Source organism: Marinobacter sp. ANT_B65 (assembly GCF_002407605.1).
In the GTDB taxonomy this organism is placed as follows: Bacteria; Pseudomonadota; Gammaproteobacteria; order Pseudomonadales; family Oleiphilaceae; genus Marinobacter.
The window spans coordinates 429,046-453,249 of the sequence record NZ_NXGV01000001.1 but is presented as its reverse complement, the minus strand read 5'-3'; the positions used below and the strand labels follow the sequence as shown (position 1 = coordinate 453,249).

Annotated in this window: 26 protein-coding genes and 3 pseudogenes; 10 read left to right on the top strand and 19 right to left on the bottom strand. The window is 52.0% G+C overall.

Features of this window, described 5'->3' with window-relative positions; all coding sequences use genetic code 11:
* Positions 1–13 precede the first annotated feature (13 nt).
* From CPA50_RS02145 to CPA50_RS02125, 5 genes are read right to left on the bottom strand one after another with little or no spacing between them, the layout of a single operon-like run.
* Positions 14–805: a PoNe immunity protein domain-containing protein gene (locus CPA50_RS02145; RefSeq protein ID WP_096780836.1), complete on the bottom strand. Its 792-nt coding sequence runs from the start codon at positions 803–805 to the stop codon at positions 14–16.
* A 1-nt stretch (position 806) separates the two neighbouring features.
* A complete protein-coding gene (locus tag CPA50_RS02140) occupies positions 807–1,559 on the bottom strand; it encodes a PoNe immunity protein domain-containing protein (RefSeq protein WP_179397133.1) in 753 nt (250 codons plus the stop codon).
* Positions 1,560–1,571: 12 nt separating this feature from the next.
* Positions 1,572–2,879 (bottom strand): RHS repeat-associated core domain-containing protein, encoded by a 1,308-nt coding sequence (locus CPA50_RS02135; protein ID WP_096780834.1) that lies wholly within the window; start codon positions 2,877–2,879, stop codon positions 1,572–1,574.
* A 23-nt stretch (positions 2,880–2,902) separates the two neighbouring features.
* Positions 2,903–3,175, bottom strand: coding sequence for a contact-dependent growth inhibition system immunity protein (locus CPA50_RS02130; protein WP_096780833.1), 273 nt, complete (start codon positions 3,173–3,175; stop codon positions 2,903–2,905).
* 9 nt (positions 3,176–3,184) lie between these two features.
* Positions 3,185–4,345, bottom strand: coding sequence for an RNase A-like domain-containing protein (locus CPA50_RS02125; protein ID WP_096780832.1), 1,161 nt, complete (start codon positions 4,343–4,345; stop codon positions 3,185–3,187).
* Between the two features lie 3 nt (positions 4,346–4,348).
* On the opposite strand from CPA50_RS02125, the gene CPA50_RS19585 reads away from it, so the two are divergent.
* Entirely contained in the window at positions 4,349–4,603 is a 255-nt protein-coding gene (locus tag CPA50_RS19585) for a hypothetical protein (protein WP_227519453.1), read from the top strand.
* A gap of 390 nt (positions 4,604–4,993) precedes the next feature.
* Here CPA50_RS19585 and CPA50_RS02115 read toward each other — a convergent pair whose 3' ends face one another.
* From CPA50_RS02115 to CPA50_RS02100, 4 genes are all read right to left on the bottom strand, one after another.
* The gene (locus tag CPA50_RS02115; RefSeq protein WP_096780831.1) at positions 4,994–5,350 is read right to left on the bottom strand and encodes a hypothetical protein; all 357 of its coding nucleotides are present in this window, start codon (positions 5,348–5,350) and stop codon (positions 4,994–4,996) included.
* 16 nt (positions 5,351–5,366) lie between these two features.
* Complete coding sequence (locus CPA50_RS02110; RefSeq protein WP_096780830.1) at positions 5,367–7,664, bottom strand: RHS repeat domain-containing protein; 2,298 nt, start codon at positions 7,662–7,664, stop codon at positions 5,367–5,369.
* Positions 7,606–7,869: a hypothetical protein gene (locus CPA50_RS02105; RefSeq protein WP_096780829.1), complete on the bottom strand. Its 264-nt coding sequence runs from the start codon at positions 7,867–7,869 to the stop codon at positions 7,606–7,608. Before CPA50_RS02105 ends, CPA50_RS02110 begins: the two co-directional genes overlap by 59 nt.
* Positions 7,870–7,878: 9 nt before the next feature.
* Positions 7,879–9,036 (bottom strand): RHS repeat-associated core domain-containing protein, encoded by a 1,158-nt coding sequence (locus CPA50_RS02100; protein WP_227519565.1) that lies wholly within the window; start codon positions 9,034–9,036, stop codon positions 7,879–7,881.
* Between the two features lie 74 nt (positions 9,037–9,110).
* On the opposite strand from CPA50_RS02100, the pseudogene CPA50_RS19880 reads away from it, so the two are divergent.
* Positions 9,111–9,278: pseudogene (locus CPA50_RS19880) on the top strand (PAAR domain-containing protein); the annotation flags it as partial.
* A 518-nt stretch (positions 9,279–9,796) separates the two neighbouring features.
* Here CPA50_RS19880 and CPA50_RS02090 read toward each other — a convergent pair.
* Positions 9,797–10,195 (bottom strand): hypothetical protein, encoded by a 399-nt coding sequence (locus CPA50_RS02090; RefSeq protein ID WP_096780827.1) that lies wholly within the window; start codon positions 10,193–10,195, stop codon positions 9,797–9,799.
* Between the two features lie 12 nt (positions 10,196–10,207).
* Complete coding sequence (locus tag CPA50_RS02085; protein WP_096780826.1) at positions 10,208–11,302, bottom strand: RHS repeat-associated core domain-containing protein; 1,095 nt, start codon at positions 11,300–11,302, stop codon at positions 10,208–10,210.
* Between the two features lie 3 nt (positions 11,303–11,305).
* Here CPA50_RS02085 and CPA50_RS02080 point away from each other — a divergent pair, with 3 nt between their 5' ends.
* Complete coding sequence (locus CPA50_RS02080; RefSeq protein ID WP_096780825.1) at positions 11,306–11,557, top strand: PAAR domain-containing protein; 252 nt, start codon at positions 11,306–11,308, stop codon at positions 11,555–11,557.
* A 17-nt stretch (positions 11,558–11,574) separates the two neighbouring features.
* On the opposite strand, the gene CPA50_RS02075 is transcribed toward CPA50_RS02080, so the two are convergent.
* The 3 genes from CPA50_RS02075 to CPA50_RS02065 all read right to left on the bottom strand — a co-directional run bounded on the left by CPA50_RS02075 (position 11,575) and on the right by CPA50_RS02065 (position 13,802).
* Positions 11,575–11,892: a hypothetical protein gene (locus CPA50_RS02075; protein ID WP_143750715.1), complete on the bottom strand. Its 318-nt coding sequence runs from the start codon at positions 11,890–11,892 to the stop codon at positions 11,575–11,577.
* 11 nt (positions 11,893–11,903) lie between these two features.
* Positions 11,904–13,328, bottom strand: coding sequence for an RHS repeat-associated core domain-containing protein (locus CPA50_RS02070; RefSeq protein ID WP_143750714.1), 1,425 nt, complete (start codon positions 13,326–13,328; stop codon positions 11,904–11,906).
* A gap of 111 nt (positions 13,329–13,439) precedes the next feature.
* Positions 13,440–13,802, bottom strand: coding sequence for a hypothetical protein (locus CPA50_RS02065; protein WP_096780822.1), 363 nt, complete (start codon positions 13,800–13,802; stop codon positions 13,440–13,442).
* A gap of 108 nt (positions 13,803–13,910) precedes the next feature.
* On the opposite strand from CPA50_RS02065, the pseudogene CPA50_RS19875 reads away from it, so the two are divergent.
* Together CPA50_RS19875 and CPA50_RS19870 are read left to right on the top strand one after the other, a co-directional pair.
* A pseudogene (locus CPA50_RS19875) lies at positions 13,911–14,195 on the top strand (transposase); the annotation flags it as partial.
* An 88-nt stretch (positions 14,196–14,283) separates the two neighbouring features.
* On the top strand, positions 14,284–14,427 hold the full coding sequence (locus CPA50_RS19870; RefSeq protein ID WP_413772140.1) for a transposase: 144 nt from the start codon (positions 14,284–14,286) through the stop codon (positions 14,425–14,427).
* Positions 14,428–14,566: 139 nt separating this feature from the next.
* Here the strand turns inward: CPA50_RS19870 and CPA50_RS02055 are convergent, their stop codons facing one another.
* Both CPA50_RS02055 and CPA50_RS02050 read right to left on the bottom strand, forming a co-directional pair.
* Positions 14,567–15,226, bottom strand: coding sequence for a hypothetical protein (locus CPA50_RS02055; RefSeq protein WP_096780821.1), 660 nt, complete (start codon positions 15,224–15,226; stop codon positions 14,567–14,569).
* Positions 15,227–15,340: 114 nt separating this feature from the next.
* Positions 15,341–16,419, bottom strand: a pseudogene (locus CPA50_RS02050) (IS3 family transposase).
* A 443-nt stretch (positions 16,420–16,862) separates the two neighbouring features.
* On the opposite strand from CPA50_RS02050, the gene CPA50_RS02040 reads away from it, so the two are divergent.
* Positions 16,863–17,399, top strand: a complete 537-nt coding sequence (locus tag CPA50_RS02040; protein WP_227519451.1) for a carboxypeptidase-like regulatory domain-containing protein — start codon at positions 16,863–16,865, stop codon at positions 17,397–17,399.
* A 51-nt stretch (positions 17,400–17,450) separates the two neighbouring features.
* Here CPA50_RS02040 and amn read toward each other — a convergent pair whose 3' ends face one another.
* From amn to CPA50_RS02025, 3 genes are read right to left on the bottom strand one after another with little or no spacing between them, the layout of a single operon-like run.
* Complete coding sequence (amn, locus tag CPA50_RS02035) at positions 17,451–18,926, bottom strand: AMP nucleosidase (RefSeq protein WP_202971730.1); 1,476 nt, start codon at positions 18,924–18,926, stop codon at positions 17,451–17,453.
* A 28-nt stretch (positions 18,927–18,954) separates the two neighbouring features.
* On the bottom strand, positions 18,955–19,314 hold the full coding sequence (locus CPA50_RS02030; RefSeq protein WP_096780818.1) for a DOPA 4,5-dioxygenase family protein: 360 nt from the start codon (positions 19,312–19,314) through the stop codon (positions 18,955–18,957).
* Positions 19,315–19,339: 25 nt separating this feature from the next.
* The gene (locus CPA50_RS02025; RefSeq protein WP_096780817.1) at positions 19,340–20,101 is read right to left on the bottom strand and encodes a metallophosphoesterase; all 762 of its coding nucleotides are present in this window, start codon (positions 20,099–20,101) and stop codon (positions 19,340–19,342) included.
* Positions 20,102–20,282: 181 nt separating this feature from the next.
* Here CPA50_RS02025 and CPA50_RS02020 point away from each other — a divergent pair, with 181 nt between their 5' ends.
* Genes CPA50_RS02020 through CPA50_RS02005 form a run of 4 tightly spaced genes read left to right on the top strand, consistent with a single transcriptional unit; the run spans position 20,283 to position 24,194 of the window.
* Positions 20,283–20,987, top strand: coding sequence for a DUF3348 family protein (locus CPA50_RS02020; protein WP_227519450.1), 705 nt, complete (start codon positions 20,283–20,285; stop codon positions 20,985–20,987).
* Positions 20,987–22,939 (top strand): DUF802 domain-containing protein, encoded by a 1,953-nt coding sequence (locus CPA50_RS02015; protein ID WP_096780815.1) that lies wholly within the window; start codon positions 20,987–20,989, stop codon positions 22,937–22,939. The genes CPA50_RS02020 and CPA50_RS02015 overlap by 1 nt, the downstream gene beginning before the upstream one ends.
* Complete coding sequence (locus CPA50_RS02010; protein WP_096780814.1) at positions 22,939–23,592, top strand: OmpA family protein; 654 nt, start codon at positions 22,939–22,941, stop codon at positions 23,590–23,592. The genes CPA50_RS02015 and CPA50_RS02010 overlap by 1 nt, the downstream gene beginning before the upstream one ends.
* A complete protein-coding gene (locus tag CPA50_RS02005) occupies positions 23,592–24,194 on the top strand; it encodes a DUF2894 domain-containing protein (RefSeq protein ID WP_096780813.1) in 603 nt (200 codons plus the stop codon). Before CPA50_RS02010 ends, CPA50_RS02005 begins: the two co-directional genes overlap by 1 nt.
* Positions 24,195–24,204: the final 10 nt, after the last annotated feature.

The following is a 24,204-nucleotide window of genomic DNA, read 5'->3' as shown; positions in this document are numbered from 1 at the left end:
GCGATGAGAGACATCAGATCCTCAGAGCCGCCGGGTAGTACATGTGATCTCTGAAGAGAGCGTCATCAATGTCCAGCAGGTTAACCACCAATACCGCTTCCAAGCTCCAATACCCTACGTAATACTCCGTGTACACACACTCCAGTTCGCACCGGTGGTTTTCGTACCAATCGGCCTCCTTGAGTTGGTCGTACCAGCCATCCAGAAAGTTACGGATCAGCCCTGGCCGGGCGTCTGGAGTGCTCCGGAAGCAGTCCAGTAAGGGCTGATAGAGTTCGGGGTAGAGCAACTGGCCTGACACAGGGCCATCGGATCTCTTTAGGTACTGGCTCAGGGTATCCAGAAGCGCGTCTTTTCCTTCATTGTCAATCAGCGCTAACGCCTCTTCCCGGTGGTTCTGGTCCAAGCCCGTGGCGACCAACAAGGACAGCCACCACAGGGCATACACATACCGATTGAGGTTCGGGGAGCCACAAGCTGTCCCCTGCTCTCCGAACTGCTCAAACGGCTTGCGGTATACCTGTTGATTGACGGGCAAGCCATCGGCTTCGGTTTTCAGTTGCCGGCGCAGCGGCAGGATAGCGGCCACCAGAGGGGCTAGCTGTTCTCGGGATGCTCCGTTGGAGTAATGGGCTATGCACCTTAAGATAGCGAGTTCATACAACTGCTGGGCAGCGTCTACCCGTTCATCCGGCAGAGCGAAGTCACCGTCGTCGAGCCCTTGCTGGGTGCCTTCAATCCCTTCTTCAAACTCCGGCAAGAGCTCTTCAAAATACTCGCGGCTGCGGCGGGTGTCGCGAAACATATCAGTCTCCGTGAACCAGAGCGGCCGGGTAATAGCGGTGATCCCGATAGCAGCTGTCGTCAATATCAAACAAGCGGGTTACCAGAGCTGCCTCATAGCACCAGTAGCCGTAGTATCCATCGTTATCACGGGTATGCGCATCGTATCCCGGTCGATCTTTTCGATTCTTGTACCAGCCATCCAGAAAGTTTTTCATCAGAGCCGGTCGATCGGAAGGCTCGGCATCCAGAACCTTGAGCAGGGGGGCGTAGTGTTTTTTGTACAGCAGTTTGTCCGCCACCGGTCGGTTGGTATCGCCCAGTTGGATACAGATTCGATCAAACAGAGCATCCAGTCCCTGATTGTCCATGAAACCGATTGTCTCTTTGATATAAGCAGCATCCATGCCTACACCCACGGCGAAGGCCAGCCATTGCAGGAACAGTTCGTAACGATCCTGGGTCAACCGCTCCCACATGATACGATCCGACTGATCCTCTTCTGGCAAGGCATCGGCATGCGCCGCTTGTAAACGGCGGTAAGTCAGCAATTGCTGAACGTCTTCTTTCATGTCGGCAATGGCATCGCCGCGGGAATAGCGGAGTTCGAGTAAAATCAAGGTGTCGCCTATCACTCCTACTGATATGTTCACTCTAACTGTCGGCTTTAAGATCTCTGGATTTGCAAGATCGGCCTTATCTTCGCTCAGACACTCCAACCGAAATGCAATGTTGTCATTAAAATATTCTTTGGATTTTATGGGATCTCTAACCATCATGCGCTCCTGTTAAAATCCATCGGGTGTGCCGGATAGATAACCTTTTTTGTTAAGCGTCCGGGTAGTTATAGTGCCATCTGGCTTGGTGCGAACTAGGTATTTTTCTACAGTGCCATCCTCTCTGTTAAGTCCTCGCAGTACCTGCCGCCTTTCTGAACGACTCAGCCCTGCCTCTTCAAGCCGCTTGTCCGACACCCAGTCATCACACATCTGGCGCCCATCCGCCGTCTTGCACATGCGCGCTTTGTTGTACTTGGCTTCGGTAATCACATAGTCCGGCGGTGGGTTGGGGTGGGCGTATATCCCATCAATGCCGTTCTTGCCCGGCTTATACTCGCCGGTGGTATTGCCCAGCGGTTTGAAGCCTTTTTCTACCATCAAGGCGTGGGCATTGTACTCACCTGCAGCCGCTTTTCGATGGTTAGCCGATTTGTGGACTCCGTTGAAGTCGTCCGGTGTCTTTCGGGATACAGGAGAGGATGTTAACGCTGTTGTTGGCGTAGCGTTCGAGTGCTGTGCAATCTTGCTGCTAGCCTCCGCTGCCTCGTCACCGTTCTTGGCAACCTTGCCCAGCTTACCCGCTTTGCCACCCGGCACAATATCCAGAGCACTGGTCGGCATCAGGGTATAGGTGGCGGCGTAGGTCACCCCAAGAAGCGGAGCCGCCCAACTGTTGCCACTGGCGTGTGCTCTGGCTCCCATGTCATCCAGCCCGTCCAGCATACTGGTCTGGAGGTCGGCCAAGGCCGGGATGGTGGTTTTTTCGTCCACCCAGGCCAGCGCATTAAGAGCTCCGTCCGTGAGGGAAGCGAAGACGCCTTTGCTGACCTCCTGCTGATCACACAGTCCTAGCGGGTCAATGTAATCCACAGGGTTCTGAGTGTAGCGATAACTGTTGAGGCCGCCTTTTAGCCCCAACGGATCCGGCGTCAGATACCGGCCGGTGGCGGGATCATAATCCCGAAACCGGTTCTGAACGATGCCTGTCAGTTCATCCTCAAACTGCCCCGGTAATCTGAGGGGCTGGTGAATGGCGTTGTTGAGTGTTTCAGGCTGGCAGTTGCCCCAGGCATCGGCGTTGCCCTGCCAGACCTTCTGGCCGTTCTGATCCCACAAACGGACGGGCATCATCCGGTGGTCCAGTTCGTAGAAGTATGGCTGGCCGTCGATCAGGGTGAGCAGAGGTTCGTCGGTTTGGGGATCACGGAGGTACCACTGCCAGTCGCCTTTGGGATTCTGTTCCCCCAGCAGTACGTCGTTGTGCCACAGGTAGCGGGTGGTGCCCGCTTCGGTTTTGCGCCAGGCCCGGCGGCCCAAGGCCGCCGTAGCGGTACAGAATACTATCTACAAAGTATCTCCAACACCCTGATTATCCATTCGCGAACTTCCATACCCTCAGATTCAGGCTTAAAGTTTCCACCAAGTTTATTAATCGTATTTTGTGGTAAATCTTCTTTTTTTAACAAGTCATTTAGAGCGCCGACCAGCTTAGCCTTCGACTCGATTGATTCAAATTTAGCAAAATCTTCAACTGCCTTAAATGACGAAGCATAATCCTCTCGCCAATCTTGATGAAAATATGCATCAAAGAAATATTCTAATATCTCACTCATGTGATACCACTAATCGTTAGCCTTTGGAAATGATGTATGAACCCGATAACCTTTGGGAGTCAAAGGATCTTTAATCAATAGAACAAATGACTTATTGGAAGACTGAGAAAGCGTATCTCCTTGTGGAATTACTCGACCAATTTCATATTCAAGCGTTTCATTTAGTGAGAGCCTTGGCTTAGGACTGTTTGTTAACCAATCTTGGATATTACTCTGGTTTCTTGAAAGCACATCACCTATTACTCTTTGCGCTGTTTCAATGTCGGGATAGGTAGATGAGCCTAAGATATCTGGCTCAGCCTCAAACCGCTGTAGCAGCTGCTGATCGGTTCTCCCAACATGTTTCCTAATGGTATGACCACCAAGATTTTCGTGGAAGACAAGCGTCCCTCCACTTTCACGTTTAATCAAAGATTTACTATCTGGGACAGCTGTCTTTCTCAGTAGTCCAAGAGCACTCTTAGCTTTGTTAACCAACGTTCCCGCTGCCGTCTTCGCAGCCCCAGCCACTACACCTGCAACTGGCCCGGCCGCCACTCCCACAGCGACATCCTGTGCGGCCATTGTATACCCTTCAGCCCGGGTTTCACTGATGCTCTCAGCTTGCCGGTAGGCGTCGTTGAACGCCTCAACGGCTTGGTTATCGACGCCGGGTAGTTGGTTGCCTTCGGGATCATAGACTTTGCTATACAGGGCGCCGATGGTTTCACCGTGGCCATCAGGTCCGACAACAACCGTATCCAGCCCCACGGTCTCGTGAAGGTATTGTTGTGACAGCTGACTTTCCGGTACAGGGACTTCTTGCATCGGTTCCAGGTTACCCAGAACCGGTGCGTCTTCCCCCGCATGGGCATTGTCTGCGGTGACAACCGCCTGAAACTCCAACCCCAGCGGGTCTACATAATCCAATGGGTTTTTAGTGTAGCGGTAGGCATTCAGCCCACCCTTTATCCCGTATGGATCCGGTGTCAGATACCTTCCGGTGGAGGGGTCGTAATCCCGAAACCGGTTCTGAACGATCCCGGTCAGTTCATCCTCAAACTGCCCCGGTAATCTGAGGGGCTGGTGAATGGCGTTGTTGAGCGTTTCAGGCTGGCAGTTGCCCCAGGCATCGGCGTTGCCCTGCCAGACCTTCTGACCATTCGTATCCCACAACCGAACGGGCATCATCCGGTGGTCCAGTTCGTAGAAGTAGGGCTGGCCGTCGATCAGGGTGAGTATGGGTTTGTCGGTTTGTGGATCACGGAGGTACCACTACCAGCTGCCCTCCAGGGCGACAAGCTTGTCTGTGCAGCCCCCCCCGACACCATCACCGGTGGTTCAGTCAGTGTTTCCATCAACGGAAAAGCCATTGACTGGACGGGAGATAGCTCCATATCGGCATGTTTTTTTGCTCATCTTCTTGGAGCAATAGTCAGCGAATTCTGACTACGGCTCATAACTCCTGTTCTCAGAAGCATAGCTGCACATTCTCGCCAATTTTATCTCTTCGAGAGAGGCCCACCCTGAATCACCACCACTAATGGATATGCTAGTAGTGTCAGGAAGCAAAAAGTCAGGCGCTTCTGGGTATATTGGATTCTGCTTGCCCACTTCATCTGGGGTCAACCAAACGGAGCTACACTCTTCACACATTATTATTATTTTTTTCCCGTCACTACATCTGAGGAAGCCCAGCACCCCCTCATCACATACCGGACAAATCTCTTCAAGATAATACATTAATCTTGGCGAACAGATTCTACATTATACATGATGCTAGCTTACCTTCGTACCATTAGAGCTCAGAGTCTCCCTAGCAATGCTGGGAGTATTATTTTAAACAACCAAATCATCCCAAAACCGCTCTTTAAAAAGCGAATACCACAACAATAAAAAAAAATTCCTTGGCTTATCTATCGGCTCAAACGGCATCTCGATAAATTGCAAAACACACGAAAAATCAAATTCATATGAAGATAGAATACTTTTCAAGCCATCCCTTATCAAACTCTTGGACCTCGAATCCATACCCTCATAATCAGAAACAATGAACTCTTCAAACACCTTTAGCATTTTCTCTTCTTGATTAGGGTCAACTTCTTTAAGTCTATTCCATTCGTCATCATTAAGCATTTCAGTATCGAGATTTTTAATCAAACTAACCACTGCCGATACATCTAATCTTCTAGACATAAATTCAAACCTTTCATTACTTCCCAAGAATAGGGAACGCGGTTATTGGTTCTGCACTTTGCTTAAACCAAACTTGCACACTATATGAAGTATCATATACTCCAGTGCCTCCGTAAAATCCTTCACCAGCCTGCGATCCAAATTTAATTGGTCGCTCTGCCAGAACCCTACTACCAGTATTTTTGTAAATAGTTTCGGCTCTTTTAATGGCATTATATTGGTCTCTATGACTTAAAAACCTTGTTGAATTTGGAGTAACCAAACTTCCATCTCTACGGTAGCGTGCCCTCTGTGTAACAGGGTCAATACCATATACAGCACGCTCAAACTGATCACTTAATGTTGTTTGGGCTCCGTGCCTACCTTTAAAATGGGCCCTTGGAATAGATCGCTCTAATGCCGCTAGCCTGTTCGCAGCAGACTCTTCCAACCTCTCATTAATAATCGCTCTTCGTTCGGTGCTTGAAAGATGGCTATATTTTTGGCGGAGTGTTTCCCCGCGATTCAACTGGCTGTAGATTGTAACGTCTGCCCTATGCAGCCCCGGAAAAGCACTCTTAGCTTTGTTAACCAATGGGCCAGCAGCCTTCTTCGCAGCTCCAGCCGCTACACCTGCAACAGGCCCAGCCGCCATGCCCAAAGCAGCATCCTGTGCGGCCATTGTATACCCTTCANCCCGGNTTTCACTGATTCTCTCAGCTTGCCGGTAGGCGTCGTTGAACGCCTCAACGGCTTGGTTATCGACGCCGGGTAGTTGNTTGCCTTCGGGATCATAGACTTTGCTATACAGGGCGCCGATGGTTTCACCGTGGCCATCAGGTCCGACAACAACCGTATCCAGCCCCACGGTCTCGTGAAGGTATTGTTGTGACAGCTGGCTTTCCGGTACAGGGACTTCCTGCATCGGTTCCAGGTTATCCAGAACCGGTGCGTCCTCCCCCTTATGGGCATTATCTGAGGTGACAACCGCCTTAAACTCCAATCCCAACGGGTCCACAAAATCTATCGGATTTTTGGTGTAGCGGTAGGCATTTAGCCCACCCTTTATCCCATATGGATCCGGCGTCAGATACCGGCCGGTGGCGGGATCGTATTCCCGGAACCGGTTATGGACGATGCCTGTCAGTTCATCCTCAAACTGGCCCGGTAATCTTAGGGGCTGGTGAATGGCGTTGTTGAGTGTTTCAGGCTGGCAGTTGCCCCAGGCATCGGCGTTGCCCTGCCAGACCTTCTGGCCGTTCTGATCCCACAAACGGACGGGCATCATCCGGTGGTCCAGTTCGTAGAAGTAGGGCTGGCCGTCGATCAGGGTGAGCAGAGGTTCGTCGGTTTGTGGGTCACGGAGGTACCACTGCCAGTCGCCTCTGGGGTTCTGCTCCCCCAGCAGTACGTCGTTGTGCCACAGGTAGCGGGTGGTGCCTGCGTCGGTTTTTCGCCAGGCTCGCCTACCCAGTGCGTCGTAGCTGTAGGTGATGTGCAGGCCGGGGCGTTTGAGTTCGATCAGCTGGCCTTCGGCGTCGAAGGTGCGGTGCTCGGTGGTTTGGCCGGTGATCCGGACTTCTGCACCCAGGGCATCGTACTGGCGTTTGCCTTCAGCGGTGGCGACCAGTCGGTCCTGCTGGAGTTGACCACCTTCGGGTACCCGGTTGCCGCCCAGGTCGTAGTGGAACTCTGTGTCGTTTTCCCGGATCAGCTGGCCCTGGCCATCCCGTTGGTATTCGGTGTTGCCGGTCAGGCTGTCTTCGGTGGCTTCCAGGCGGTTTTCAGCATCCCAGCGGTAACGACGGATGGCGCTTTGCTGGCCCTGCCATTTGCGTTTGATCAGGCAGCCGTAGCGGTCGTGCAGCTGGCTTTGGCTGTTGGCGCCGGCAGTACGGGTGGTTTCCCGGCTCTGGCTGTCGAAGCTGCGCCGGATCAGGGTATCGCCATTCACGCTCAGGGTGTGCCAGCGGCCCTGCGGGTCATAGCCGTAACGGACGCGGGTGCCGTCAGGAAGCTGTATCTGCTCAATCCGGCCACCGGGGCCGTAACTGTAGGTGGTCTTGTGCTGGTCCTGATGGTGTTCGGCAATCTGGCCGAGGTTGTTATAGGCCCAATGTAGTTTGCGGTCGGCACAACTGCCGTGGGTGCGACGGCCAAAGGCGTCGTAGCGGTATTGGCGGGTGGCGGCTTTGCGGTCTTTGCCCTGGCTGGTCTGGGTCAGTACCCGGCCAGCGGGCTCTCGCTCTGTGCGTTGTGCCCAGAGGCCGGGGTGTTCACGGAAGCTCTGCCAGAAACTCCTCCAACCAAGCCTGCAAATCCTCTTGCGAGTCAAAGTCCTCCTCAGTCAGGTCTTCATATTCATTTGGCGAAATTAATTTTTTGTCAATAGCTTCCCGTAGCTGATTTTTAAGCAAATCCACATTGTAAGGGAACCCCTCCCCGTTTTTTATCGCTTCTTTTATTAACTGGGGGTCGTAGCACTCAACGTGGCAATACTTTCTCAACACCGTTCGTAGTGGCTCTTTTATATCACTCATCTTTCCCTCTTAAGGCTTTGGGTTCGGGTACAAGGTGTGCAAGTTAACACTACCATTTTGATCAAGTCGGTATATGGCCTTAACTGAGCCACCTGTAAAGTCAGTATCTACATGTCCAGTTGGATTTTTTTTACTACCCAAGCGAGTGACACCGCGTACATTACTTTTATAGTTGTCTCCAAAAACGTCCGTCAAGGGAAGTTCAACCGGGTCGACAAACATATCTCCATTCGCTCGAGCGGTAGCGATATTTTCTTCAAACTGCCTAGAGCTTCGAGCAACGTCATCAGCATGCACCAAAGCGTCATCACTAGTAAACGCTGTTGCATTTCTACCTACTTTGTGAAGTTTTGGGCTGCCATCTCTAGCTGAGTTAAATGCGTCAAACGTTGTCCCTGATGCCGGGTCAATCCCTCTCACTGCTCGATCTTCTAGTTGGAGGTCCGTAACCCGACTTGGGCCCCCATGTCTAACTACAGCATGCCCTTCAAGGTCAAGCTCTGCTACTCGTTGAGCAACAATTAACTTATCTCCTATGTCACGCGCTACCTTCTGCTGCCGTCCCGGAATAAATGCTGTCGCCAGATTTATCGCCAAAGCGTTGTCTTTGTAAGCTTGCGATCCGGCTGCTTGCGCACCACCGTTTGGCGACAAACCCATTGGATCTCCGATTTCTTCGGGCGTTAACCCTGTCATATAGGAATGGGCGGAAACCAGAGTATCATGCAAAAACTCTCGAGCCCCGCCAAGAACAAATGCCCCAAATCCCTCCTCAGCAGCTGTTTCTTGGGCCGCGGGTACGTTTTCAGAAACTGGCGCAGCATCAGCCTTGTTAACATTAGAGGCTGTGACACAGGGCTCAAAATCCAGCCCCAAAGGATCAACATAATCCACCGGATTCGGTGTATACCGGTAACTGTTGAGCCCACCCTTTATCCCATATGGGTCCGGCGTCAGATACCGGCCGGTAGCGGGATCGTAATCCCGGAACCGGTTCTGGACGATGCCTGTCAGTTCATCCTCAAACTGTCCCGGTAATCTGAGTGGCTGGTGAATGGCGTTGTTGAGTGTTTCTGGCTGGCAGTTACCCCAGGCATCTGCGTTGCCCTGCCAGACCTGCTGGCCGTTCTGATCCCACAAACGGACGGGCATCATCCGGTGGTCCAGTTCGTAGTAGTAGGGCTGGCCGTCAATCAGGGTAATCAGAGGCTCGTCGGTCTGCGGGTCACGGAGGTACCACTGCCAGTCGCACTCCAGAGGGACAAACTTGTCTGTACAGGTCCACCGACACCATTACCGGCGGCTCAACCAGCGTTTTGATCAATGGCAAAGCCGTTGCCCGGATGAGTGATGAAGCTACCCATGGTGGCAAAACTGTTGTTGGTAACCCCACGGAGCTTATCGGTTAGAAGTGGCTGCGGCTCTCCCAACTTGTTTTGCCGCTAAACCAAATTCTGACGGGACCTAAAAAGGGGCTTGGTTGATTTCTTCTCCAGCGGCTTCTAGGGAATCAGCATGTCTATTCGTTTCAGAAAGTTGTCGCGCGGCGTGTTTTGCGTTTTTTGACCTGGTATTCGGCTTCAAAGAAGGTGATCCGCTCCATGGTGGCTATGAATCCTGGGAGATTGACGATGGCCGTACTATCGCTGATTTTGGGGGCTTATTCAGAGTCCCTAAAGCCAATAAAATTAATGTTTGACCAAGGCGATCACAATCAGCAATAGCAAAACCTATCACAAACGTCAAACACACATAATTAATATTTTTAATCAACAAAAATGACAGAAAATCCAGATAATACAAAAGTTTATTAAACTCCACCAAAGCCCACAAAATAATATATTTTAAAATACCCACCTATACATAAAAGAGACCACTTAAAATTATTTGCATATCAAATCACAAAATTAGATCTTATATTACATATTTAAATACCATCAACCAGTTCCGCCAATTTACCTAAGCTTACATCAGCATCCGTGCATGCCGTTATCGCTTGACGAAGAAAAACCTTAAAATCTTCAGAATCATAATAAGATTCTGGAACCGCCAACTCAAAGCAACTTGGGTCTACATACGCCCTGAAATATGCCCAACTTGGCCACTCTGCATACCCAGGCAACTCTCTATCTTTATCTTCAATTCTTTCTAACTCCCATCCGGGGTCTCCCTCTATACATCCAACTTTCTGGGATAGATCTAACAGAGAAACAAGCTGATCCACGCTTCCATTAACAATTAAAATATTTAATATAAATTTTATTGCTGCATCTTTATCTTTATTCGGCTCAAACTTACAATTAAAAGCTTTTTCAAAAAAGTCCATTAGAGCTTCTTCCTAATTTATAGGATGAACATTCCCAACAAATGGAACACCTGTATCAGGGTCAAAATTAATATACGCCCTAAAATTGACACCACCACTAGATATATCATAAAAATTCTGAACATTTCCAGACTTATACATCTCAAACGCTTGCTCACCAACACTCTGCGACATATTTAAAATCTCATCATCAGAATATATAGATGGATCATAAACGGTCTTGCGACCACTAACATACTTCCCCTTCGACTCATTAAAATATTTATAATTAAGTTCAGAAATACCCTTAACCCCAGTCGGAGTCAATTCATAAGTTGCTCCTTTCTGAACTAGTGCTTCAATAGCATTATTCAGGTTATGGGTTCCATGTAAAGTACCATTCTTTTTAAACCCATGAGGGCCAGCCAAATGCTCACGTAAGTCAGTACGATAGGCCAAGCCCTCTGAATAAATCTTGTGAGGAACACCCTCGGCTATACTGTCAGCAATATCGTGCGCAATCTTCTGGTGCCGCCCCGGAATAAATGCTGTCGCCAGGTTTATCGCTAAAGCGTTGTCTTTGTACGCTTGTGCCCCGGCTGCCTGCGCACCATCTTTTGGCGACAAGCCCATTGGATCCCCAATTTCTTCCGGCGTTAATCCTGTCATATAGGAGTGGGCAGAAACCAGAGTATCATGCAAAAACTCTCGAGCCCCGCCAAGAACAAATGCCCCAAATCCCTCCTCAGCAGCTGTTTCTTGGGCCGCGGGTACGTTTTCAGAAACTGGCGCAGCATCAGCCTTGTCAGCATTAGAGGCTGTGACACAGGGCTGAAAGTCCAGCCCCAAAGGATCTACATAATCGACCGGATTCGGCGTATAGCGATAACTGTTGAGCCCACCCTTTATCCCATAGGGGTCCGGCGTCAGATACCGTCCGGTGGCGGGATCGTAATCCCGGAACCGGTTCTGGACGATGCCTGTCAGTTCATCCTCAAACTGCCCCGGTAATCTGAGGGGCTGGTGAATAGTGTTGTTGAGTGTTTCTGGCTGGCAGTTGCCCCAGGCATCGGCGTTGCCCTGCCAGACCTTCTGTCCGTTCTGGTCCCACAAACGGACGGGCATCATCCGGTGGTCCAGTTCGTAGAAGTATGGCTGGCCGTCGATCAGGGTGAGCAGGGGTTCGTCGGTTTGCGGGTCACGGAGGTACCACTGCCAGTCGCCCTCCAAGGTGACAAGCTTGTACGTACAAGGCCATCCGGTGCCATCACAGGCGGCTCAACTGGTGTTTTTATCAATGACAAAGCCGTTACCCAGATGAGTGATGAAACGACTCTTGGTGGCAGGGTAATCGCTGGAAATCCGACAGTGCTTATTGATTAGCAAAAAACAGCCACAACCTACTTTTTACCAAATAATTCCCGCTTCCTTTTTTCTGCCCACTCCTTCAAATCATCGTATTGTTTTTTTTCTGTTATTAAAGCCAGTTTCAGCTTCGAATATGAAGTTTCCAAATCAGAATATTTAGACAACCCTTTCTCTTGAAAATAATAGGAGCCAGGCACATACTCAACAACATCAGCTATCGAGCCAGACTTTGCATTTTCGACTATTTCTTTCATGGACTTCATGAGCATATCGACACTTGGGTCATATACATATTTACTAGCAACCGCTTCAAACTCTACAGCGAGCTGTCTAATCTTTTGCTGATCCATAACCATAAACCCTATGAATTATCATCAATCACCTCAACAAATTTAGGAAGAGAATATTGTGATCTATCAGGAACAATATACTGCACACCTCCTCCTTTAGTAGTCAGTTTTCCACCTAGCTCACTTGTAGGAGCAATTACTGACTCAAACACAGTAGTAGGATTCAAAGGAACTATTTCGAACACACCATATCTGGCACTATCGTTTATCGCTGGCAACCCAAACACATCCGACAGCGGCCTTCCGCTTTTCCTCGCCAAATCTAGCTGCTTCTGACTTGTAAAATATGGAGAGTATATGGATAACTCACCGCCCGAGGGCACTATTTTAACCAGAGGCGAGTTTATTTCCCTCAGTATCGGCATATCAACGCCCGTCTCAACATACCCAACCGCTCTACTTATCACTATATCTAAATCAGCATCGGGCCCAGCAGACTGTAATGTCATATCAAATAGTTTTCGACCTTCCGGAGTATTCTGAATGTAATCTAATGCATCGGCATTTGATATACCATGAGCTCGAAATGTTTCAATACTCTCAACTAATGCTCGATCAGATGCTGACAAATCAGCCACCTGGTTTCTCAGCGGTATGGTCTTTGGAACATCCGTCCGTCTTACCGTCTGCCCAGCATCCGCCGCACTTTCCCCCAGTTTTCCCAGCTTACCCGCCTTACCAACCGGCACAACATCAAGGGCGCTTGTTGGCATCAGTGTATAGGTGGCGGCGTAGGTCACCCCAAGAAGCGGGACAGCCCAGCTGTTGCCGCTGGCATGGGCTCTGGCCCCCATCTCATCCAGCCCGTCCAGCATACTGGTCTGGAGGTCGGCCAAGGCCGGGATGGTGGTTTTTTCGTCCACCCAGGCCAGCGCATCGATGGTGCCGCTCCAGAGCGATGCGAGCAACCCTTTCTGCGCTTGCTGTTCATCACAAAGCCCTAGCGGATCAATGTAATCAACTGGGTTTTGGGTGTAGCGATAGCTGTTGAGTCCACCGTGGAGGCCCAGTGGATCCGGCGTCAGATACCGGCCGGTGGCGGGATCGTAATCCCGGAACCGGTTCTGGACGATGCCTGTCAGTTCATCCTCAAACTGCCCCGGTAATCTGAGGGGCTGGTGAATGGCGTTGTTGAGTGTTTCAGGCTGGCAGTTGCCCCAGGCATCGGCGTTGCCCTGCCAGACCTTCTGGCCGTTCTGATCCCACAAGCGGACGGGCATCATCCGGTGGTCCAGTTCGTAGTAGTAAGGCTGGCCGTCGATCAGGGTGAGCAGGGGTTCGTCGGTTTGCGGGTCACGGAGGTACCACTGCCAATGGCCTCTGGGGTTCTGTTCTCCCAGCAGTACGTCCTTATGCACAGGTAGCGGGTAGTGCTCGCTGGTTTGGCCGGTGATCCGGACTTCTGCACCCAGGGCATCGTACTGGCGTTTGCCCAAGCCGTACACCGGTATACTGAAGGAGCTCCGAGCGCTGGACACACCCAATCCAGGATTAGAACTGATCCTCAACACTCACAATCACAATCACAATCACAATCACAATCACAATCACAATAACATAGAAAATATCCCCTCTTCGATACAAAGAAAACGGCCCGGCTGAAATTCTCCAAATGAGAGGACCAGATATTCCTGAATACGTTCAGAGTCTATAGGTACGCAATATAGCCTCAACCCTTTCTTCCTTCCGCTATAAATCCTTTTCCCCATAAAATCGGAGACACCAAATTTTAGACTATTAGCTATATAATCAGCGGCTACGGAGCCGCCAGGAACTTTCTCTATCCTTTCGAGGTTATTCAAATCAACAACAACTATCCTACCTTCAATATTTACAAAAGTACTCAGCCTGTTCATTTTTTCAATGTCTCCCTCAAAGATAGTATCCGAATTTACCTTTATAAACTTCATCTCAATCTATCTCCCCGAGATAACCATCACTCACTACGGAGACTCTGAACAAGTCGCAAAAATCAGCGATAATACGGTCATCGTCAACCGCATAGGATCGTTGCCACCGTGGATCAGATCACCTTCTCCGAAGCCGAGTACCAGATCAAAAAACGCAAAACCCGTCGCTAGATTTTTCTGGAGCGAATGGACAAGCTGATTCCGTGGAAGCAGCTGGAGAAGAAGGTGGCTCGTTATTACCCCAAGGGCGAGAACGGACGGCCTCCTTATCCGTTGTCTGCCATGCTCCGAGTTCACTGCATGCAGTTGTTCTATAACCTCAGTGACCCCGCGATGGAAGACGCCCTGCACGAGATAGAGTCCATGCGTCAGTTCGCTGGCCTGAAACTGGACCATCTTGGTTCATCGCCAGGCGTCCCAGTGCCCGGAAAGGGCTGGATGAGGACAAACTGAAAAAATCAAAGCCAGCATTCACTCAAAAGTGGAACATCCCTTTCGGTACATCAAGCAGGTGTTTGGCTACAGCAAGGTTCGCTATCGCGGCCTGGCTAAGAACAGTAACCGGCTGCATTTGCTGGCTGCGTTCAGCAACCTGCTGATCGGTGAAAAATACTTGGTGGCATAGGGCCCGTGCGCCTGAATTTTGCCGAAATGGCGGGAAACGGGCAAAAAACGAACAACCAGAGAGGAAGATTACGCATGAATCGGCTTTGAATGGTCTTTTTTCGAATTCAAAAACGATTCAGCCGCAAATCAGACCCTCCCTAATTTTTAGAAAAATCCTTTCGACTTTTACCATGTTCACAAAGCAACCGATCAACAAAATCCGAATCATACCTATCAACAAAATCTATAGCATCTACCACCTTCCAAAGACTTTGATTTTCATCACTCAGAATTAAACTCAAATGCGTTTTTACATCTTCAACAATTTCCGGCCATGAACTTCGACTCACCTGATCATAGAGGGCTTTAATTTCAAATGGCAGATCACTTGAAAGTTGGATCAATTTTTTTACAAGACTTTTCACCCTTTCCCTTGCCCATATTCCCTTTTCTATGCCTCGATCGGAGTACCGTACCCAAAAACAGATTGCGGAATCCAATATCTCTTCGTAAGTTGTGTCATAATTTCTGAGCCTATGGGGGTTCAAATTAAATCGTTTATCTATACGGGAATCAACAAGCCTTTCCATAAATTCAAGACCAAACTCATCTCCCCACGAACACAACAACCTAGCGACACAAAGGGACATTGAAAGAACTTCCGAAGATTCAGAGTCAACAATTAGACCTTTTAACTTCGGCACCCTTTCAAATGGAATTTCGTCATCTTCTAAAAGACTCATTTCAAAGGAATCATGAAAACTACCGTCTTTTGAGGTATACAATAGATCAGAAATATCCGCACTTAAATTATTCATAACTGATCCACCTTGTAGGGACCGTTTATATACTCACCTGAAACACAACCAATTATTATACATCCAGAGTCACGAGAAACGTTATCCAGATCCCTTTGAATCGCCCCCAGTATTCTAGACACTCGCCAGACTCTGGTAATGACGCTTTTCGAACTCGACCGGTGACAGGTCACCACTCGTGCCGTGCCGGCGCCTTGGGTTATAAAACATTTCAATATAATTGAACACGTCCTGCCTCGCAGCTTCGCGTGTCGGGTAGATCTGCCGTTTAATTCTCTCTCTTTTTAGTAGTTGGAAGAAGCTTTCGGCGACTGCATTGTCATGGCAGTTACCGTGGCGACTCATGCGGCCCACCAGATGATTCGCTTTCAGGAAGCTCTGCCAATCACCACTACTAAACTGGCTGCCTTGGTCCGAATGAACCATGACATTCCCTTGTGGCTTGCGCCGCCAGACCGCTGCTAACAGTGTGTCCAGCGCCAAGATCAGAGGTCATGCGCGGCTTCATCGACCAGCCGACGACCTGCCGAGAGAACAGATCGATAACCACGGACAAATACAGCCAGCCTTTGTAGGTGCGGATGTAAGTTATATCAGTCACCCAGGCAACATTGGGCGGCGGCGATAACCGGTCTGTGAACGCAGTCCCTCGCTGCGCATAAGACGGGCCACTCTGTGCTTGCCGCAAGCCTCACCAGCTTCACGAAGATCCAGATGAATTTTGCGATAGCCATACACACCACCGCTTTCAAGCCATGAGTGTTTAATCTGACCCAGCAAACGTTGATCTTCCCGGGCCCGATCAGATAGCTTGTTGCCGCACCAGGCATAGTAACCGCTGGGGTGCACGGACATCATTTTGCACAGTCGTCGCACCGGGTACTGGTCCACTTGGCTCTGAATAAACGCGTACCTCAATCGGACTCTCTGGCGAAGTACGCGGTGGCCTTTTTTAATATATCTCGCTCTTCCGATACGCGTTTCAGCTCGGCCTTTAACCGACGATTCTCAGCCTGAAGCTCATCGTCATGCTGACGCTGATCGGCGGGCTTGGAATAGCGTTTGATCCACTGATAAAGACTGTGCCCTGACACGCCTAATCGAGCAGCGACCTCGGCAACGGAATGATCTCGGTCAGCCACCTGTTTGACGGCTTCAATTTTGAATTCTTCGGTGTAGCGTGGGTTGCTCATTGAACCTCCTGGATACCTTGATTATAAGGCCTGGAGGTGTCTATGAAACTAGGGGCGATTCAGAATTGCGATCTGACCACACCGGAAACGGTGGTTGTATTCAAGAATCTTGAATTTCCAGATTTCAATCACGCTGCAGCCACGATATGTCGCTGGGACTAGCATTAATTGCACCTACGGACGCGCATACAGAATCAATCAGAGGCTTGAGACTCTGTCTTGGCTCAAGTATCTTAGCACTCCAATCGTGCTGACAAGGATGACTCGCCTGCTCGCGCGGCGTAATTCAACATAGGATATGTTGCCGATGAACTGCCCTGAAACCCGCCCTCTCTCGCTCCCTCTCCGAAAGCTGCCTGACGCTTACGCGCTGAAAAGCCAGTCTCTTGCCAAATATTCCTCCGATTAAACCGAGATCAAGGCGCACATTGCTGGTAATAGCCATGCCCGGAAAATCATACTCACTGCTTCTCCAATCCATTATGGCCTTGCTGCTATGTGCAACCGTTCTTGTTATTCCTCATGAGGCCAATGCAGGTATGTTTGATCAGATAAAGCAGTACTTTAAGCAATACGATGTCCATCTGTCCCCGGAGGTACATGGGAGTGTCCGTAACAACGGAACCCCTCTGGAAAACATTGAGGTCTACCGAACTCTTGATTACGACAAAGAGTACGTCGATAGAGTCAGAACCGACTCAAATGGTCGGTTCAGCTTCCCGGAAAAAGTGATCAAATCCCGACGCCCCGGGAAACTCTTCGACGAAACGAGAATCCGGCAAGTAGTAGGCTTGGTCTATGAAGGCGAAAAATACCTGCTCTGGTACTTGACCGGTGAAGCCGGGCCATCCCGGGCAATTACCGAGCGGCTAGGAACACTGAATTGCGATCTGACCACACCTGAAATTGAGTTTGCATTCGACAATTATGAGCACCCAGACTTTTCTCATGGCGCTTTCAGCATATGCCGCTGGGACTAGCATTAATTGCAAACATGAACGCATAAAAATGAAACCGATGCCTGGCCAGGCTCAACGGAACGGCGGCTCATCAAAGCTACGCAGTTTGCGCGAGTGCAAGGTGTAACGCTCGCTGCGCATCAGTTCCAGTGCGCGGATGCCAATATGCAAATGCTGGGCAACTGCTCTCTCGTAAAAGGCTCCTGCGGCCCCGGGGAGTTTGATCTCGCTGTGCAGTGGCTTGTCGGAGACGCACAACAAGGTGCCGTAAGGTACACGCAACCGATAACCCTGCGCTGCTACCGTGCCGCTCTCCATATCAACCGCAATGGCACGGGCGAGGTTAATCTGCGGCCGCTCCTGAGCCCAGCGCAACTCCCAGTTACGATCATCGTAGGTTAATACTGTGCCGGTACGAAGCCGGCGCCGGAGTGTCTCACCTTCCTCGCCGGTAATCTCAGCAGCTGCCTGCTGAAGCACTTGCTGAACTTCGGCCAGAGCCGGTAAAGGAATGTACGGCGGCAATACCCGATCAAGGATGCCATCCCGGCGCATATAGGCATGGGCCAGTACATAGTCACCAATTACCTGCGACTGCCGCAGCCCACCGCAATGACCAATCATCAGCCAGCAGTGCGGGCGCAGTACGGCAAGGTGATCAGTTATGTTCTTGGCGTTGGACGGCCCTACGCCAATATTTACCAAAGTAATGCCCTGTTCAGGTTCAACCGCCTTCAGGTGATAAGCCGGCATCTGGAACTGATGCCAGACCACAGAGTCGATAATCGCCTGCATCTCACCTTCGGCCATCCCCCGCTCAATCACCACATTACCGGGCAATACCATGCTCTGAAAGCGCGAGTCGCCCTGCAGCATATCCAACCCGTGACGGATAAACTGGTCAACGTACCGGTGGTAGTTAGTCAGCAATATCCAGGGCTGCACATGCTGCCAGTCGCTGCCGGTGTAATGCACCAGCCGGCGTAATGAAAAATCCGTGCGCGCCGCATCAAACAGGGCCAGCGGCATTTGCTCCAGCTCTTGCCAGTCGTACAGGCCATCGGCGGTGCCATCGTTGGTGGCAGACAGATCCGTGCTGGGAAATACCCGCGCCAGTTCACTGGCGGTAACACCCGAAGCACCAAGCTCGTCCCCCTGCTCAACAACATAGGGATAGGGAATGTCGACCTGGCTCGAACCCACCTCAACAACTACTGCGAAATCCCTCATCATGTGCCCCAACTGGCTCTCCAGATAACGCCTGAAGGCCTCTGGCTGAGTCACCGTGATGCTGTAAACACCGGGTACCTGCAGCCGTGCGTAGGCACGCATACTGCTGGGCATCTCTCCCTGGGCGCGGTACGTCAGGCGCAGTTCCGGGTAACGAAAGGCGGTCCGGGCATCCTCCGGCAGCTGGCGATCGCTAATATACTGTTTCAGAGCCGCGCGCAGTGCGCTGGTTGCCTGCCCATAAAGGGTGGCGAGACGATCAACCGCTGCTTCAGCAGTGGTCACTTCAACAAAGTTATCAGCACAAGAAAGTGTCACAACAAGCCTCAGAGTGGTTTAACGGCGGTCATATTGCCTGCTCAAACATGGATAAATCGAGCTCAACACTGCCTCCTAACCAGTACGCGTATATTGTATGGTCTTCCAGATCATTGCCGGATAGAGCATGTATCAGAATCGTAAGCCCTTCTCTGTGTAATTCAAGCCAGGTAACAAAATCATCAAAATGCTGAGATCCAAATGTAATCTGGCAGCTCCACTTTGGGTGCGGCCCAACCATCTTCTGATGCACTCGACCAACTTTCAGGCCGAATTTTTTACCAGCCTGCTCACACAAAGACGTCGCAAAAGACAATGTCTCTTTCTCAAAATATACGTGTGCATGGTAAGCCTTGTGAGAATTAACAGGGCGCCTGGTTTCATTCATTAAGTTCTCCATTTGCCTCAAGGGCTCAGACCTCGACGATTCTGTCTGCAACAAACAGTGGTGGCTCATATTCCTTCGGGTAAGCACCCGGGTTGGCAAATATCCGGGTGCCGGCAACCTGCAGATCAACGGGTTCGTGAACATGGCCGTGAACCCACAGGTCCATTTTCCCCATCATTGCCCGCAAGTCCGAAGCGAAGGCTGGAGATAACGAATCCCCCTTGTATTTCGGCGGAATACACTCAGGTAACGGCGCATGGTGGCTGATCACCACTCGCGGCCCCGAGCAGGGTTCGCTCAGCTCCGCCTCAAGCCAGGCAATGGCTTCTGCATGCAGCCTCTGGCTTTCTGCCGTAGTGTAAACCTCACCCTCCGGCTGCTCGATAATGCGGAAATCGGGCATAAAGGCGAGCGCGCGCTCTTCCGTCTGCGATGGATCATAATCAGGCTGGCCGGCATACAGACGAAAATCTGTCCAAAGTGTGGTGCCGTGAAAGCGCACCTTGCCAATATCCACCGTGTTGTTATCCAGCAGGTGAATGCCCAGGCGCCCCGCCTCGGCAGCCATGGCCTTACGCGCATCGGGCATGCTTGTACCGTAAAACTCATGGTTACCCGGAACGTAGATGATCTCCTGCCCGGCAAACTGTTCCGCTGCCCAGGCAAGGCCTTCCCCTGTACGGTGAATGTCCCCGGCAAGAATAACCACATCTGCAGCTACATCCGGCAGATCACGACCTTCCTGAAAACACTCAACATGCAAATCCGACAGTATTCGCAAGCGCACAATCCAATCTCCCTGAAAAATCTGAATTATTTTTCTCAGAACCTAGCCTACCCGGTTTTGGTGTAACTTTGGCAATCGCTGCCTTCCGAAAGCACGCATTTCCTCACAGTAAGGTCATTATCATTCAAACCCCTTAGCCAGTAGAATAGCGCCCTTGCATGCTACCTGCCCGGAAACCCGAGTGAGAACACGCCCAATGCCATCCGCACCTCTGGCACAGACAGGCCCCAGGGACAGACTGTTGCAGCAACTGGCCAATACCGCCGTGCTGCCTGAACACAGCCAGTTACCATGCCTTTCCGAACGGCTCGGCCGTCTTTTCGGGCTGGGTGACACCATGAACCTGGATGCCGCGACCGCTTACCGTACACGGCAGCCGGGCGAAGTGCAGGAAGCGATGGTAAACACGCTGACCGACGAGCTGGCCACTACCCGCCGGGCCCTGATTCGCCGCATTCAGGAATGGGCCGATGAGCTGGAATTTGAAGGCGAGCCGGAATTTGAGCCAGTGCAGAATGCCTGGCTCGCACTAAGGCGCAGAATCACCGCGAACAGCCGACAACTCCGGGACAAGGTACGCAAGTCCATGAAAATCCAGGGGCAGACTCTGGCCCGGTTGGCCGAACTGGATGCGGTGTTCGACCACACCATGGCTGGCTACACCAGCCAGTGTTTTTCTCAAATTTCCCGGGTACTGGAACAGCATTTCCAGGCCTTACAGACACCCTCTGAGCAAACCCAGGAATCAGGCCAGCCCCCTGAAAACTGGTTCCACCGTTACTGCGAGGAAACGCAGATTATGTTACTTGCTGAACTGGATGTTCGGCTGGAGCCGGTGCTTGGTTTGCTTGAAGCCTGCCACAACGAGGTTAACAAGACCCCATGATGAGTAGACTGTTTTTTACCCTGGCTTTCGCCATCGGCCTTGCGGCGGTGTGCTGGGTCGGCGCAGGTTTTATTGGTTCCGATAGGCTGGCCCTGGCGTTCACCGGCATTATTGCTCTGGTGTATTGCCTGGGCTTTGGTGAGCTGGTGAATTTCCGCCGGCAAACCCGCCAGCTCGCAGAAAAAGTTAACCAGCTCCCCGAAACCCATGACCAGATAACCGCCTGGCTGGGCGCCCTGCCCCAGCCCATGCAGTTTCCCGTACAGCGCCGGATTGAAGGCCATGCCGCAGGCCTGCCCGCGCCCCAAATGACACCCTACCTGACCGGCCTGCTGGTGATGCTGGGCTTGCTAGGCACATTCGCCGGCATGATCGTAACCCTGGGAGGCGCTGCCTCGGCACTGGACAACAGTACGGAACTCAGTGCCATCCGCAGTGCGTTGGCCGCACCCATCGCAGGGCTGAGCCTGGCTTTCGGTACATCCATAGCCGGTGTTGCTGCCTCAGCCATGCTGGGGCTGGCATCAACCCTCAGCCGCCGGGACCGGCTACAGGAATCCCGGACGCTTGATTCAACCCTGCGGGAAAAACTGCACCACCTGTCTGCAGACCATCAGCGCCAGCAGGCTTTCCATGCCCTGGAAACCCAGGCACTGGCACTGCCGGAAATGGCATCGGCCATGGAGCGCATGACCTCGCGAATGGAACAGCTCGGTCAGCAACTGGAACAGTCCCTTACCCGCAACCAGCAGGAATTCCACAGCACAGTCGGCAGCCACTACCAGACTCTGGCCGACTCGGTCGCACAGTCGCTGACCAAGGCGCTGGATGACAGTTCGAAGCAGGCGGCTGAACGGGTAGAGCCCATTGTTATCAGTGCCATGGAACAACTGCAAAAAGAAACTCACACAGTGCATCAAGCCTGGTCTGATGATGCCCGCCAGCAACTTGCGGAACTCACATCCCGTTTCCAGAAAACCACAGAAGAGGCTGGCGAACGCTGGCAGCAGAGCCTGTCTGAACAGCAAAAAACCAGTACAACTTCTGCCCGGGCACTGCAGGAACACAGTGAAAAGCATCATGCCAGACTGCAGGAACACAGCGAGCAACACCTCGCCAGATTGCAGGTCCAGTCCCGGGAACTCATTGCCAGCCTGCAGCAGTCACTGACCGGGTATCAGGAACACCTCCAGCGCAACAGCGCAGACCTGGTGAACAGCCAGAAAACCGGCATAGACGAGCTGATATCCACCATAGGCCAACAGCTTTCCGGACTGAGGGATCAGGAAGCCGCGCGGGCAGAATCAGCCGCCACCCGCCTGGAGAGCCTGGAAGCCACAGCAGCCAGGCACCTGGCGGAACTGGGCACAGCGCTGGAAACACCCATGACCCGCCTGATTGAAACCGCCTCCGAAACCCCGAAAGCCGCAGCCGAGGTTATCCGCCAGCTGCAGACGGAAATTGCCCGTAACAGCGAACGGGAAAACGAACTGCTGGAAGAACGCCAGCGACTGGTACAGGAGCTGGACAGCCTGCTGGAAAGCCAGCGCAACAGCGCCGACAGCCAGCAGAGTGCGGTTGACTCACTCATCAACGGCGCCAAAGAAACCCTCACAGACATCAGCGAGCGCTTCAACACCTTGATTCAGGAACAAAGCCAGCAACTGGGCAGACTGGGGAACGACATCACCGGCAGCAGCCAGGAAGTGGGCGCCCTGAGCGATGCCTTCGCACAAGCCATTGAACTGTTCAGCCAGTCCAACCAACAGGTGGTCGCCAGCCTGTCAGACATCCAGAAGGCACTGGACAAGGCCGGAAGCCGTCACGACGAACAACTGGCCTACTACGTGGCCCAGGCGCGGGAAATCATCGACCTGAGTGTCAGCTCCCAGCAAGATGTCATTGATGCCGCCGCAGCACTGCGCCAGGCTGGCACCAGCGAGGCCGGCTGATGGAACAGCTGGAAGGCGGCGAACAACAATCCGCACCAGTCTGGGCGATATTCTCGGACCTGATGGCTGCGTTGGTGGGCATTCTGGCGCTGATGCTTGTGTGGGTAATCGGTATCCAGCTGGAACTCAGCCAGTCGCTGGACCAGGAAATTGAAAAACGGGAAGCCGAAGAGCAACGCCGGATGGCTCTGGAGCAGGCCCTGGAAGACCCGCTTACCAAAGGGCTGGTAACCTTCCATGATGGCCGCATTGGCATCAGCGGCAACGTGCTGTTTGAGCTCAATTCCGACCAGCTCCAGGCCGAAGGTGAGGAAGTGCTGGAATCACTGGTCCCGCCCCTGGAAACCTATCTTGAACAGCATGATGAATTGCTGATGGTGAGCGGTTTTACCGATGACCTGCCCATGCATCCCGGCAGCCGTTATGGAGATAACTGGGGGTTGTCAGCCCAACGGGCGCTGACAGTTACCCGAACCCTCACCAGCCTGGGCCTGCCCAACGACCGCGTGTTTGCCGCCGCTTTCGGCCCGCATCACCCGGCTGTGCCCAATACAGACTCAGAATCCCGGGCTCAGAACCGGCGGGTAGAAATCAGCACAGTGCCACGGGCACCATCCACGACAGATGAACAAGAAGGCGAGGCTGGCGACTGATGACTGCAGACTCGGTCCTGCATTTAACGCTGGAAGAACTCAGGCATTCAGGTGCCAACCGGTTTGACCCTGTCCGCTTCCGCTACCTGGAAGCCTGCGAACAACGCCTTCGCGGTAAAGACCTGCAAAACGGCCCGCACTGGCAAAAACTGGAACAGGCGGTATCCGAATACCAGGCCAGACTCAAAACCTCAGAGCAACCTGAGCCTGCCTCTGCGCCCCCCGAACCTTCGCCTCTGTCGACCTTACTGAATGCCCTGAACCAGCCAGCAGAAGCACCCGCCACAACGCCCCGCTCTGCCCTTGAGCAGAGAATTTTCGGGGCAACAGAGGAACCCTCATCAGCATCAGGCACAGGCACCCCCCAACCCCTGAAAGCCATGGCCAGAGCCAAAGCGGACCAGAGCACTCACGCCCTGCATGACCGCATTCAACAGGCTATCGAAAGCACACCAAAAGATGCCGGCCCGATGAATGCACACAGGCTGGTAAGCCGGGCTATTGCGGAGATGCAGAAGCTGTCCCCCGAGTACCTGAACCGGCTTGTGAACTACACAGATACGCTGATGGTGCTGGAGAAGCTTGGCCGGAAGGGTGGTTAGGGCTTACTCC